Origin of the sequence: Nitrosomonas sp. GH22, assembly GCF_009833115.1 — a bacterium.
In the GTDB taxonomy this organism is placed as follows: Bacteria; Pseudomonadota; Gammaproteobacteria; order Burkholderiales; family Nitrosomonadaceae; genus Nitrosomonas; species Nitrosomonas eutropha.
The window spans coordinates 28894-42366 of sequence record NZ_QRCA01000010.1; the positions used below are offsets into that span (position 1 = coordinate 28894).

Below are 13473 nucleotides of genomic sequence, written 5' to 3' on the forward strand. Positions count from 1 at the left end.
TTCTTTACCCTTTTGCTGTCAGCATAAGTCGCATGGCAGCGTGATGGTCCAGTATTTTATACCCATTGGTTTGTATCGCACCTACCATGTTCCACTTGCGGCTAAAGAGCACGACCTCGCAAAGATAATACTATTCTGGCAGGGTGAGTAAAAAATGTTGGCGAAGTTGTCAGAGCAAGGTGAAAATAAATGAGCATTGGGACCAGCTCCCAACGCAGGTGGTTTTTCATCTATCGAGGTGTCTATTTAAATTAGACCACTACACTATCGCAGTGTCTGAAATTACTTGACCACTACAGGTAGAATTTTTTGCTGAGAGAGGAGAGAGTCAATATGGAAAAATTGGGGGGGCCTTTTGTTCTACTGGTAGCTTTATGGGGTGCTGTCAATACTACGTTAAGTTTCTTTCAAGTTATCAACGCCAGGCGCGACATAATCTTTGAGCTGATTGACAAATGTGGTTACTGCCTGCAACAAACGTTAGGTCCGGTAGAAATCTACCTGACTAACCTGCTGCCGCTGAGCATCGGAAACATTATCTTTCTCAGCTTGATCAGTTATGTCATCTTGTCCATTCCGGATCACATGAAGCTTGAAAATGAAGAAGAGGCCAAACGCTTGAAAACAGCGTGTAACGTAATTGCGATACTGCCTGTTTTTGGTGCGCTTACATTTTTTGCTGGTGGTGTATTTGATCTGGTCATGCTTATTCGTGCGCTGGGATGAGAGATTTTTTTTCAAAACTTGCACAATTACTGATGATTTTTAACTTCAGCGGTTGTGTTGTTATGGATAAGAATATTCCCGGTTGGGCGCAGTACCGTGATCCGGATAAAACGCATGAATTTCAGCTGGCATCCCGAAGCATCGGCTCCGGCGATCCGGTATTGCTTATTCATGGTTTCGGTGCAAGCAGCTATAGCTGGCGGCATATTATTGAACCGCTGGCACAAAAATACCGGGTCATTACTATTGATTTGAAAGGTTTTGGTGATTCACCCAAGCCACACGATGATGCCTATTCCGTTTATGAGCAGGCCAGGCTGGTCAGAAATTTCATCCTCGAAAATGATCTGAAGCATCTGCATATTATTGGGCATTCCTATGGAGGCGGGGTCGCACTGGTTACATCAGTTTATTTATCTGCGTCCAGTCCCGGTCTGCAAAAAAGCCTGGTACTGATCGATAGCATTGCTTATCCACAGGAACTACCCAGCTTTATAAAAATACTCGCAACCCCGGTGCTTGGCCCACTGGTCACGTATGGCCTTCCCAATACCTTTCAGGTGAAGGATCTTCTGCAGAAAGTATATTTCGATGATGCGCTGATTCCACAGGCTGCTATTAACTACTATGCCACTGACCTTGGCAAGCCGGGCGCAAAATATGCTTTACTTACGACTGCGCGGCAAATATTGCCCCCTGACTTGCAACAATTCGCGAACAACTATGCTGGCCTGACTGTCTCTACCTTGATTGTCTGGGGCAAAGAAGATGAGATTGTGCCGTTGGCCATCGGCAAACGTCTGCATGAAAATCTGCCTAATTCAAAACTCGTTATCCTGAATAATGTTGGTCACGCCGTTCAGGAAGAGAAACCATCACTACTGTTACCTTATCTATTTCATTTTCTTGCGGCCGAATCACAGGACAGAAAATAGAGTTAAGTAAAGTTTTATCCTCGTGAACAATAGCCCTGATCGTCACCAGACGTGGCTGGTAATACTCTCTGCTTTACTCGGTCCTGCTGCTGTACACATAAAAAAGCGTTACGTAGCGTTCATTCTTGCATCTTCAATAATGATTTCACTGGCTTTCTCGCTGATCATGTAAATAGCAGATACGATAAAAAAGCCGGGTATTTTGGGGAAGATTGAGGCATCAACGATGCGTAAATTAGTGGTTCCATACACGCGGAATCGGCTGTCAACAACTGCCATTTTATCGCTCTGTGGCCCCATTTTGCAGGTGCAGGAAGCATGATGCCCCCAGGCCTGATCTTTGATAAATTGCCTGATTTCATCGCGACTGCTGACGTTTGCTCCTGGCAGGATCTCTTCCTCAATCAGATCTCCGCAATATTCGAGGATATTGCGAACAGCTTCCACACCCTCTACTACTGAATCCAAATCCTTCTCGCTATCACCGCTGTCCGAATCTTCAGGGAAATAGTTGAAATTAATATCCGGCACATCGCGTGGATCGCTAGACCGCAAGGTGACATGACCTGTATTGCTTGCGTGCGCCTTGAGTATGGCCCAGGTAAAGATATTTTCCTGGCAGATATTGGAGCGATCATCATTTTTATGACACCGTGCATTGGGGTAGCGGCTGTTATCCCTGGTAATGTCATGAGCATAGCCAGGGTAGTATCCGCTAAAATTTCCGAGTAATCCGAAAATTAACAGATCCGGATCATCATCCCATTGTTTGAAAGAAGAACGCTTGATGAGAGCGACCGTTGCACCGTTCGTGGTGTACGGTCCTTTCCCCTGAAGCCACAGAGTGTATTGCGGATCAGGCTCTTCTCCAGGTTCAGGCGGGCGCAGTTTCATTCCTTTGATCAGAGGGATATTTTCTTTAAGTCTTGTTACCATCCCGATTTCATAACGATCCTGCAAATTTTTCCCTACACCAGGCAGCGCTACTTTTACTTCAATTCCATATTTTTCCAGTTCTTCTCGTGGACCAATTCCGGATAGCATGAGCAGTTGGGGAGTATTGAAAGCACCAGCAGCTACAATGATTTCGTGCTCTGCGCATGCTATTCTTATTTCGGAGACAACTGTTTCTTCGTGCCGGGGATCAGCCCGATATTGATGGGCACCCACACAATATTCCACACCGTAGGCCTGATTATGTTCATTGAGCAGAATACGCTGGACCAGTGCGTGCGTTCTTATTACCAGTTTGTCAGGACATTGTTCACGGACTTGCAGGATGTACTCTCTGGTACCCGCCCGCTTGCCGCGGTGTGTCGTGATTGGAATTTTGCATAGCCCTTCGGGGATTCTGCGAATCAAGCGCCAGTCATTGGGATCGAAACGAATAATGAATTTCAGAATTCCCAGGAAAAAACGTTTGAGTGGATGCATCATGCTTCTGGATTCTTCCACCGCAGAGAGTGTCAGTTTTGTTAGTACTTCATCTTTCCACAGCATCCATGGGCTGGCCTGGTTGGTGGGCAGCCAGCCTTCAAACCCATGGCGACTCCAAATTTTCCATCTTGGCACATATTCGCAGCGTTCCAGGCGCTGGAAGTACTTGTGCATATTTTTACTATGCCAGCTTGGATCATTCATCAGTTCCGCAATGTCATCCCAGTCACTATTGTGGGGATACATCAGAACCATGGCATTATGGGCAGTACACCCGCCAAGCGTGCCTGAGCGAGGGTAAAGTACGCCATTCTTTTCTTTGCTGAACTTACAATCCTGCTCTTGCCGAGCTTTGTCACCATAATGATGCACAAAGTAGTCCCAGCGAAGCGCTTCATTTTCAGAAGCGCGCGCATGAAATGCAGGAACCCTGTAATCACATGGCTCGTCATCTCCCCCAGCTTCCAGCAACAGCACACGAAACCCTTCCAGAGCCAGTTTGCAGGCAAGCGGCCCGCCTCCTGCACCAGAACCGATGACGATATAGTCAAACTTTTCGTCATCGCCACTATTAATCTGATTATTTTCCGGGTGGGCAGGCTTAATCACAAATCATCTCCTGAAGCAAAACCGGATTGAGCATCATGGCCTGTAAACTGAGAAGCACGACAGGTATTTCGCTGCATCCTGAAATACCTGTCGTACAGAATTACATGGTTTTAAGAAACTCGATCAAAGCATGTTTGTCACTGTCATCAAGCGCTGTTCTGCCTTCTTCTGCCGGCAGGTAGTCCGTGCCGAAATAATGCCCCCGGTTAACAACAAAGTCTGGGCATTTATTCACTGCCAATAAAGGATCTACTATACCGCTCAACATTTTGCGCAACTCTTCATCGGTAATACTTTCAGGATTTTCCTGTGCTTTCCATAAATCAAAGATATTCCACCCGATGGCGCTTACAAGATCCCATGAAAGGGAAAGTCGTTGCCCCCAGTTCATTTCCATATTGGTATTGGAAATCAGATTGACCGGAATGCCTGCAGGAAACGGACCAAGCTCCAATCCATCTCCTATGGGAAAGATACTGACATACCAGGGCAGATAACCTTTTGGTATCTTCAGCTCACTCCTTTCAGTCGTTCGATCAATAATTCCTGGTATTTCCTTGCCGGACTGAGTGAGGTAGGTTTTCCCCTCACAACTGTTTGTTGTTTCCGAGTCATATGCATAGGAGTCTTTCTCTTTTTCACTATGCTCGTAGTAATACAAATCTTTTTGATCACAATAGCGTTTCTCGGGCCAGAGCAGCTGCTCTATGCTGATCTGGAAGGATTTCATACGATCTTCTACTGAACCTGATGGATAAAACTTCCCTACCGTGTTATTCAGTAAGAAGGGGGCGGTAGACCAGATGCTTGTGAGAGAAGGTGGCCGGATATAACCACGCCCTCCGTCTGGCATGGCATAGACCACAGGTTCGCGTGTAACCGGATGGTGGATCAATACTTCTCCTACCGAAGGTAGTTGTTTATAGGTGGTTGAGGAAAAATTGTCCCAGGTATCTCCCTTGATGGCGTTGGTCGCTATCGACGCGCAGATATTGGTTTCCAGTAATGTAACCGGGATGCGCAACTCTGTGGACAGGAAATTTTCCTTGAGAAAATCTTCTTCCATTACCAGCTTTGTCATTTGCTCTTTGAATTCGGATGAGTTAGTCCAGTGCCAATATTCATTCCAGCAGTTCAGATAGTTGGGGCCGACGCAGCCGTTATCCGGGAAAAATTCAGATGCTTGTTCCGGTAGTTTGCTCGAATGACAAGCGGCACAATTCTCGGCAAACACCTGTTTACCACGCTCCAGGGTTTTTTCGTCATCAATCAGGTAATGCCCATCTCCAGGGACATCCTTCAAATGATCCGGTGGAGTTGCAGCCAGGAAGAACAAGGCGCCATCGAGAGTCTGCTGCTCGGTTGCTCGCCAATAGCTGGAATTTTGCTCGGCAATTTTAATTGGAAAAGGCGTGAACGGCTTACCGCCTACCAAAGGATTAATATGCTGCAGCCATTCCTCGCTGAACAGGCCGATATTAACAAATACGCGGTTCAAAGCACCCAGCGCGCCAACTGAATCTGCACCATCTTTGAGCACACGCGGCGTTAGTACCGTGTCAGGATCTTTGAAAAAAGCCCTAAGCGGACTATCAGCTGGAATCTCCTTAAAATGATTGAATTGCTTATTATTCCGCTCGCCGCTGTTCAGTTTTTCCTCGCCCCAGCGCAAAGCATTCAGCATCCGTGCAGGAAGGCTATAAACAGCATTCATGGTGCGTGGATTGTTAATATAGTCAGTAGAGATGAGTGAGGTATCCAACGCACCCGGGCGGTTGGTATGGAGATGCTGGTAAGCGAAACTGGTTTTATCGGCCTCATACGCAAACACTCGGTCAAACCAGAAATATTGTGCTCCGGGATTGGAATTAAGATTGGCCCACTGCGGATTTTCCGGATCTTTAGGCGGATTGGTCGGGTTGGGCCCTACGTGACAGAAACCACAGGCCATTCCGACCCGGTACGGTTTAACCAGTTTTGGATCATTGTAGTAATCGGGATCAGAATAATATTTCTCGGCATTCCAATGTTTCTTTGCAGCTTCATCGAAGTCGGGATTGGGGAATAAACGCAGACCGACAATGCCGGTCGCGTAGCCGTAATAAGATCCTACCGGTACGGTTTTTCCGCGCGCACCAATCTTAACACCTGGATATTTTTCCTCATTTTCAAAAGGATCAGCAGGGCAGTTAGAATCTCGTACATCCAGATACAAGCCAAAACGATCTTCTCGCCCAATCAGCTTACCTTGTGCATCAGTGTTTTTCATGAAGCACGGTTCATTGACCAGACCAAACCAGTTCCAACGGTTATCGCGACTGTACCCGGGTTTTTTCACAAGCCCGGGATGGTTTGACAGCACCTTTAACAGATCGAAGCTACCAAAGCTCTTCGCGTTCATGTAATCCCAGAACTTATCGTTACCACCTGTCCAGACGATCCAGTTGTTGCGGCCTTTAACGATAGATTGGACAGCTTGATCTGGATTCCGGGAGATACCGGGCACGAAAGGCTCAAGTGCAGCGACTACCTTATCAGGAATCTGACTGATTCCATAATCCATATCCTTGAAATAATCTTCATCCGCTCCCGGAAAACTCTCTGCAGATCTGTTTACACACTGTGCTTCATCCAGAACCGTTCCAGACTGGGCATGATTGCCCTTGATACAGTCGGCGGCAATTTTCAGGGATAAGTCATCTGAGCATCCTGCAAGCAATAAAACCAAGCTGATCCCAGTGAAATAAAGGATATTTCTACATGTTTTCATGATGATCTCCCGTTAAATTATTGATCAGGACGAGCTAAAGTTCCAAGCCCTTACTTACAGTATGCTTATTAATAATATATTCCTTTTTTTATTGAAGGTATTGCAGTATTTGGAATTAATTTTAATGAAAATCAGATGACAGATAGTTATTTGACATTATTTTATCCTGAGAATATTAAACAGTTGAATATTGGATAAACCAGGAATAAGCTTATTCAAAGTAAGGTTTTTGAGTTCGATACAGGTAGGTTTCTTTCCACAAAGAGCTTTCCACCTGATTTATCTGATGTGGTGGGCACATGCACTTGTCTCGGATCGCGTGTTGCCAAATGTTCGATTTATTTATTTTCGGGATAACCACGAGGAGTAACTAAAATGAATAACACGGTCAAGATTTGGTTGGGTAAATCACGTGAAGAGCTGGATGAAATTTATCGCCATGCCACGCCGGGAAATATTCCGGCAGGTGATGCACGTGGTACAGCAATTCTGGCAGGGTCCATCTTTTCAAAAACAGTAGCAGCCTTTGCACGTCTTCTTGCGTGGCAAGGCAAGGTGTTTGATTTATTTTGCCCGGGTGGTCAGGCAGGTGTTCTTGTCAACAAGATTACCCCCTTTGGTTTGACATTTATTGTTGCCAAGGTCTATCGCGACAAAAGCTGGCTCGACGGCAAAGACACCATCGTTATCGATTATTCCAAAACTTCATTTGTTGCCAAAGTGATTCGCGATGAAATTCGCGAGGTTGAGCCCGGTATTTATCTTGGAAAAGTATGGTGGGGTAAAACACGTGTCCTGGATTTTGCCCTGACACGAAGCGATACTCAGTAACCAGCCAGCCAACTGTTTATTCGGGACAGAAAAAACCATGACACCTCAATCTACCTTCATGATTACCGCAACGGTGCGCGTTGGTGAGTTGCAGAATCTGCGCGCCTTGCTGGCTTCGATGAATAAAATTCCGGGACACGCTGATCCCGATAACAACCTGGTTCCATTCGGGAAATTTGATCGTTTGCATTTTGCGCGGTTTGTGATCATAGAAGCAAAAACGCTTCAAGAAATTAAGGAGTTTGGTGTAAAACCACGGCCGTGGCGGCCCACTCTTGCTTTTCTTGGTGATATTGATGGGGATATGCATACTTTCCTGGCGGAGCTGGTGGAACACGCAGGATTGGGGCTGACAAAAATTTTCTCCCACTGTGACGATTTTTCCGAGGAAGATCAGAACCTGTTGGGATGGATGGAAACGTATAACATTCACCCCAGGGCTAATTATGTTAATTGGGTGGGTCGGACTGTCAGGCAAATACATGAAGATGCAGCGCTACATCACAGCCTTTCTGCTTGTTTACAGAAAATTGTTGCGGAGGTTGGACAGGAAAATATTCGTGCGCTACGGCAGAAACTTTTGTCGCATATTGAAATGGAAAAATATAAAGGCAGGCTTGTACTCTCTTCGCCAGAACTGACACCAAGTGAATGGAAAACTCGCAATCTGCTGCATAAAATCGGAGTGCCGCTGATCTTGATACTCTTTTCCCCGCTGTTATTGGTTATCGCTCCTTTCTTTGCGCTATGGTTAAGAAAGCGGGAACGCTTTGACCCTGAACTCTTTATCCGGCCAACTTATGACCATATCAAAGCACTTTCAGAGCAGGAAGATTGGGATGTCAGCAATCAATACAGTGTATTTGGTGATGTAAAGCCGGGGTTGTTCCGCCTGTTAACCTTCAAATTCATACTCCTGCTGACCGACTGGTTTGCCAGGCACATTTACAACCGTGGTTTTCTCGCACGCATCAAAACGATCCATTTCGCCCGCTGGGTATTCATGGACAATAATCATCGGGTTTTTTTTGCCAGTAATTACGATGGCAGCCACGAAAGCTATATGGATGATTTTATCAACAAAGTTGGCTGGGGATTAAATCTTACCTTTAGTAATGCGGTTGGCTACCCGACGACAAAATGGATGATTAAGGAAGGTGCACAGCGTGAGCACGCATTCAAATATACGCAACGGCGGCATCAAATACCGACAGAGGTCTGGTACAAGGCTTATCCGGGACTGACAGCCGTTGATCTGGCGCGCAACAGCCGTATTCGGCAAGGTGTGGAAATTCGTCAATCCAATGATGCGGAAATCCGTGAATGGCTCAGTCTGATCTGAGGGAGGATGGAGATGAAAAAATCAAGTGATTTTGAATTTGATGATCTGCAGGGATTGCTGCGTTTTGGGTACGGGAAACTGACCGATACCTGTTTTATGCTGCTGAAAATTGTAGATGCGAACGCAGCCAAACAATGGCTGAGCATAGCGCCGATCAGCAGTGCCATTGCAAACCATCCATCGCCTGATACGGCATTGCAGATTGCTTTTTCTGTGCAAGGTTTACGTGCATTGGGAGTAAATGAATCAATCATTGATGATTTCTCCGATGAGTTTATTTATGGCATGACCCGAAATGAAAATTGTTCTCGCCGGCTGGGTGATATCGGACGCAATGCACCAAGGTATTGGAAATGGGGGAGTGATGTGGCAGAGGTGCCGCACGTCCTATTGCTGCTTTATGCTAGAGAGGGGGAGCTTGATACCTGGAGAGCAACAGTGGAAGGCGAGTATTTTTCACAGGCATTTCAATTATTGAAACATTTACCCACTTCGGATATGGGGCGGATTGAGCCTTTTGGGTTTGAGGATGGTATCAGTCAGCCCGAAATTGACTGGGCAGATCGGCACAGCACGGATTCGCATGCAAATGATCGTTATACCAATTTACTGGCTGCCGGGGAGATGGCGCTTGGCTATCCCAATGAATATGGACAATACACCGCACGACCACTGATCGATCCTCAGAATGATAAATTGGCAGCCAATTTGCCGGATGCAGAAGACAATCCTGCACTGAAGGATTTTGGCCGCAATGGAACGTATCTGGTGCTTCGGCAGCTGGGGCAGGATGTTCCCGGTTTCTGGCGATTTCTCAATAAAGTATCAGATTCCATACCGGAAAAACGTGAGCAGCTTGCCGCATCAATGGTGGGTAGGGAACGAAATGGTACACCTTTGGTTGCAGAGCACATTCCGGGGATTTCGCGCAAGAATCACGGCAACCATTTTACCTATGACCTGGATCCGAAAGGCAACCATTGTCCGGTTAGTGCCCATGTACGCAGAGCCAATCCCCGTACAGGCGATCTACCGCCGGGTGCAACGGGTTTCAGCGTAATCGCTTTTATAGGTCGGTTGGTTAGAATCCTGGGGTTTGGGCAAAAACCGGAGGAAGATCTTGTTGCCTCTTCTCGTTTTCACCGTTTGTTGCGGCGAGGTCGCGGTTATGGCCCTGTTCTTGCACCGGAAGACGCTATCAAACCGGATGCACCTGCTGCTGAACGCGGTCTGCAGTTTATTTGTTTGGTCGCCAACATAGGCCGGCAATTCGAATTTGTCCAAAATGCCTGGATCGTGAATAGTAAATTTGATGGTTTGCAAGAGGAACCGGATCCTTTGTTGGGAAATCGTGAATCCCTAATGAATGGCGATAGTACCGATCATTTTAATCGTCCCACTCCATCCGGACCAGTGCAAAGAACTTGTCATTTGCCACAATTTACAACTGTACTGGGAGGTGGATATTTTTTTATGCCCGGACTGCGTGCACTCAAGTACATTTCAGCTTTACCTCCTAATGGAAATGGTGGCTCATCATGATAATGACGATCAAGAACCGGGTACTCAAGGCGATTCACAATTTTTTGATTCAGCTGTTACGCATTGAGCGTCGATTGGAACCTTGGTTTCGACCGCAGTGGGACTATCTTTTTCGCGAACCAGGTTCGAGAATTATTCAGTTCTTTGTTAACCGGCGACGGCACAAGAATGAAAATTTAAAGCTGGCGGAGGAAAGTTTTGATCCTGACGAAGAAGAAAGCTTAAATAAAATTATCGATCTGATGATGGATCAAATGCGCGGGCGCTTTAAACCAGGCGGCTATGAACGGGGAGGCAATACCAAAACACACGGTATTGTACGTGCCACCGTAACCATCCGGGATGATCTGCCGGAACATTGCCGTAAGGGTATTTTTGCTCATCCGCGCAGTTATCCGGCCTATATTCGCTATTCCGGACCTGGCCCGAATGTACCTGCTGATATTGATGATGTCGGGTTTATGAGCATGGCGGTGAAAATTATGGGGGTCCCGGGCGAGAAACTGATGAGTGAAGAAAAACTGACGCAAGACTTCATTGCAACCAGCGGAGGGGCGACGTTTGTTACACCTAATACGCGAGAAAACGCCAAGCTGCAATACTGGAGTCTGGTGGATATGACGCTTTATTATTTTCTCAATCCGAAAGATTCTCACTTACTCGATTTTTTCATGCAGAGTCTGTGGACTGCCACTCAGTATAATCCGCTGGGACAACGCTACTGGAGCTGCACGCCTTATCTGCTGGGTGAGGGCCAGGCGATGATGTATTCATTCGTGCCAAAAACAAAAGATGTTGAAAGACATATTCCCGGCTTGCCTTTTGGTACACCGCCGTTCAATTATTTGCGGGAGAACATGATCAAGACGCTCGATGAAAAAGAAGTTGAGTTTGATCTGATGATCCAGGTACAGACGGATCCTCATTTAATGCCCATTGAGGACAGTTCGGTTCGCTGGCCGGAAAAACTTTCTTCATTCATTCCTGCCGCCACCATCCATATTCCTAAACAGAAATTTGATTCGGATGCGCAGTTCGAGTTTGCCAAACGGCTAAAAATGAATCCCTGGCATTGCCTTCCTGAACACAAGCCCCTGGGCAATATAAACCGGGCACGCTTTAGAATGTATTACGAATTATCCAGATTCCGCCAGGAAATGAATGAAACCACTCACCTTGAACCGACAGGAGATGAAGTATTTGATTGATTCTATATTCCATCACCAAACTGTTTAGGCGGAACAAATAATGACTGATATGTGAATCAGTTCTGGTTTATGTTGGCCAGATCCGGCTTGCTTCAAAAAGATTTTTCCAAAGAGACAGCTTTAGTGGAATTTCACCATAAAGGGGAAAGAAAATGATAGAAGCAACGGAATGTAATCAACGCTTGGGGCTTGCTTTATCGGGAGGGGGATTCAGGGCATCGTTCTATCATATTGGTGTGCTCGCGCGCATGGCGGAACTGGGAATGCTAAAGCATGTGGAATCCATTTCAACTGTATCGGGTGGTTCAATAGTGGGCGCAGCCTATTACCTGTTACTGAAGATTTTGCTGGAATCCAAAGCCGATTGTGATATTACCGATTCGGATTATGTTGAGCTGGTACAAAAACTGGAAGAGCATTTTCTAAACGCAGTACAGAAAAATTTACGACTGCGAACTTTTGCCAATCCCTTCAAAAATATGCGCATGGCGCTTCCCAATTATTCCCGATCAGATTCGATCGGTGAATTATACGAGCGTTATATTTACCGGCCGTTGATAAATGTTGGTGATCGCCCCATACGAATGAGTGATCTGCTGATTCAGCCACAGGGAGTAGAACAACCTTTCCATCCATGTACTGTAAGCGGCAATCCTGGACGCAAGCATAAAGTACCCATACTCATGATTAATGCTGTCAGTCTGAATTCTGCGCATAGCTGGTATTTTACCGCCATGAGTATGGGTGAAGTGCCTCCCAGAAATCCAATTTTTCGCGATATCGACAAAAGAGATCGTTATCGCCGTATGCGTTATGAGGAGATTACCTCCAGAGAACCTTATTTTCTGTTAGGAAACGCTGTGGCCGCATCAGCGGCGGTGCCTGGCATATTCCCTCCCATGGCTATTTCCAACTTATATAAGGATCGTCGCGTGCAACTCATTGACGGTGGTGCCTATGATAATCAGGGTATTGCGAGCTTGCTGGATCCTGATTATATGTGTACTGATTTCGTTGTAAGCGATGCTTCTGGCCAAGTTGCTGCAACGAATAACCCCCGAACTGATTTATTATCGGTTCTTGCCTCAAGCAGCTCAATTTTGATGAGGCGGGTACGGGAAGAGGTAGTGAACAATCTGATACAAATCCAGGATAAGCATGTTGCCTATTTTCATTTAACACACGGGCTATCCGCCAGCAAGATCAGTTGGCTACCTGGTGAGAAAATAGAGATTGAGACCGATTCTTCATCTTCTCAATTTGAAGTATCGGAGGAAGCGCAATATGCGTTATCACGCATTCGTACCGATCTGGATTCTTTTACTGAGGTAGAAGCAGATTGCTTGCAGGCAGATGGTTATCAAATGTCCCAATCAGCGCTTTTAAAGTTGAAGCCTTATGTATCATCTTCACACTTGCATGGAAACTGGCGATTCAGCCAGTATCAACCCGGACTGAAAGCAGGTGACTCCAGAGTATTGAAGCGGCTGGAGCAAGGTCATCACAAATTTTTCAAGCCGATCATCTACGTACTGCAAGGGATTGCAGGCACCAAACAATCACTTGGCCTGTTGATGGTAAGCGTGCCGGTTATCCTGAGCCTCGCTATCATCTTCTTCCTGATTTATTTTTGTATAGAGTGGGGGTTTGGCGTCAGTACTTGGAAAATCGTCAGTGACCAGGAAAGTTTTCAAAAATTCGCATTGGATTTGGTTCCTCGAATTTATTGGTTCCTGGTGATATTTACTCTGTCGTTTGTTCTATCGAAAATAGCTGATGCACTGTTCAAAGGCAGTGGTAAATGGGTCAACCGGCTGTACATTGTATCGAAGGGGCCTATGTGGCTGATTACCAATGCGATCACCCGTCTTATCTTGCCTGTGATATTTACGATACCGATCAATATCTATCTCTATACGATTGACCGATACTTTATTAAAGTAATGGGAAAATAGAAAAAGATCATCCATGTGGTAGTTGTCTTCAACTGATTATTATACTCGCATTCGTTTTGCCAGATTATGTACCAATTCGACTTACAGTATAATCAATGGTTTTGGATGAGATACTGCC

At 46.0% G+C, this 13473-nt stretch carries 9 protein-coding genes; 7 read left to right on the forward strand and 2 right to left on the reverse strand.

The annotated features are described in order from the left end of the window. Nucleotides 1-333 precede the first annotated feature (333 nt). Both ABF86_RS03730 and ABF86_RS03735 read left to right on the forward strand, forming a co-directional pair. Nucleotides 334-726, forward strand: a complete 393-nt coding sequence (locus ABF86_RS03730) for a hypothetical protein (protein ID WP_074455637.1) — start codon at nucleotides 334-336, stop codon at nucleotides 724-726. A 62-nt stretch (nucleotides 727-788) separates the two neighbouring features. After that, nucleotides 789-1661: an alpha/beta hydrolase gene (locus ABF86_RS03735; RefSeq protein WP_240142213.1), complete on the forward strand. Its 873-nt coding sequence runs from the start codon at nucleotides 789-791 to the stop codon at nucleotides 1659-1661. A 108-nt stretch (nucleotides 1662-1769) separates the two neighbouring features. Here the strand turns inward: ABF86_RS03735 and ABF86_RS03740 are convergent, their stop codons facing one another. Together ABF86_RS03740 and ABF86_RS03745 are read right to left on the reverse strand one after the other, a co-directional pair. Further along, nucleotides 1770-3707, reverse strand: a complete 1938-nt coding sequence (locus tag ABF86_RS03740; protein ID WP_218138406.1) for a GMC oxidoreductase — start codon at nucleotides 3705-3707, stop codon at nucleotides 1770-1772. Between the two features lie 100 nt (nucleotides 3708-3807). Next, nucleotides 3808-6477: a hypothetical protein gene (locus ABF86_RS03745; RefSeq protein ID WP_074684562.1), complete on the reverse strand. Its 2670-nt coding sequence runs from the start codon at nucleotides 6475-6477 to the stop codon at nucleotides 3808-3810. 375 nt (nucleotides 6478-6852) lie between these two features. Here ABF86_RS03745 and ABF86_RS03750 point away from each other — a divergent pair, with 375 nt between their 5' ends. The 5 genes from ABF86_RS03750 (at nucleotide 6853) to ABF86_RS03770 (ending at nucleotide 13355) form a co-directional block, all read left to right on the forward strand. Next, complete coding sequence (locus ABF86_RS03750) at nucleotides 6853-7308, forward strand: hypothetical protein (RefSeq protein ID WP_074455640.1); 456 nt, start codon at nucleotides 6853-6855, stop codon at nucleotides 7306-7308. A gap of 37 nt (nucleotides 7309-7345) precedes the next feature. Beyond that, on the forward strand, nucleotides 7346-8650 hold the full coding sequence (locus tag ABF86_RS03755) for a hypothetical protein (protein WP_074684561.1): 1305 nt from the start codon (nucleotides 7346-7348) through the stop codon (nucleotides 8648-8650). A gap of 12 nt (nucleotides 8651-8662) precedes the next feature. Continuing rightward, nucleotides 8663-10192, forward strand: a complete 1530-nt coding sequence (locus tag ABF86_RS03760) for a peroxidase (RefSeq protein WP_074684560.1) — start codon at nucleotides 8663-8665, stop codon at nucleotides 10190-10192. Further along, the gene (locus ABF86_RS03765) at nucleotides 10189-11400 is read left to right on the forward strand and encodes a catalase family protein (protein WP_083341400.1); all 1212 of its coding nucleotides are present in this window, start codon (nucleotides 10189-10191) and stop codon (nucleotides 11398-11400) included. The genes ABF86_RS03760 and ABF86_RS03765 overlap by 4 nt, the downstream gene beginning before the upstream one ends. Before the next feature lie 152 nt (nucleotides 11401-11552). Then, nucleotides 11553-13355, forward strand: coding sequence for a patatin-like phospholipase family protein (locus ABF86_RS03770; RefSeq protein ID WP_074684558.1), 1803 nt, complete (start codon nucleotides 11553-11555; stop codon nucleotides 13353-13355). Nucleotides 13356-13473: the final 118 nt, after the last annotated feature.

Excerpts from the sequence above, each read along its gene's own strand:
- ABF86_RS03750 (WP_074455640.1), top strand. The coding sequence starts at position 6,853 with ATGAATAACACGGTCAAGATTTGGTTGGGTAAATCACGTGAAGAGCTG.
- ABF86_RS03770 (WP_074684558.1), top strand. The coding sequence starts at position 11,553 with ATGATAGAAGCAACGGAATGTAATCAACGCTTGGGGCTTGCTTTATCG.
- ABF86_RS03745 (WP_074684562.1), bottom strand. The coding sequence starts at position 6,477 with ATGAAAACATGTAGAAATATCCTTTATTTCACTGGGATCAGCTTGGTT.
- ABF86_RS03760 (WP_074684560.1), top strand. The coding sequence starts at position 8,663 with ATGAAAAAATCAAGTGATTTTGAATTTGATGATCTGCAGGGATTGCTG.
- ABF86_RS03735 (WP_240142213.1), top strand. The coding sequence starts at position 789 with ATGGATAAGAATATTCCCGGTTGGGCGCAGTACCGTGATCCGGATAAA.
- ABF86_RS03755 (WP_074684561.1), top strand. The coding sequence starts at position 7,346 with ATGACACCTCAATCTACCTTCATGATTACCGCAACGGTGCGCGTTGGT.
- ABF86_RS03730 (WP_074455637.1), top strand. The coding sequence starts at position 334 with ATGGAAAAATTGGGGGGGCCTTTTGTTCTACTGGTAGCTTTATGGGGT.
- ABF86_RS03765 (WP_083341400.1), top strand. The coding sequence starts at position 10,189 with ATGATAATGACGATCAAGAACCGGGTACTCAAGGCGATTCACAATTTT.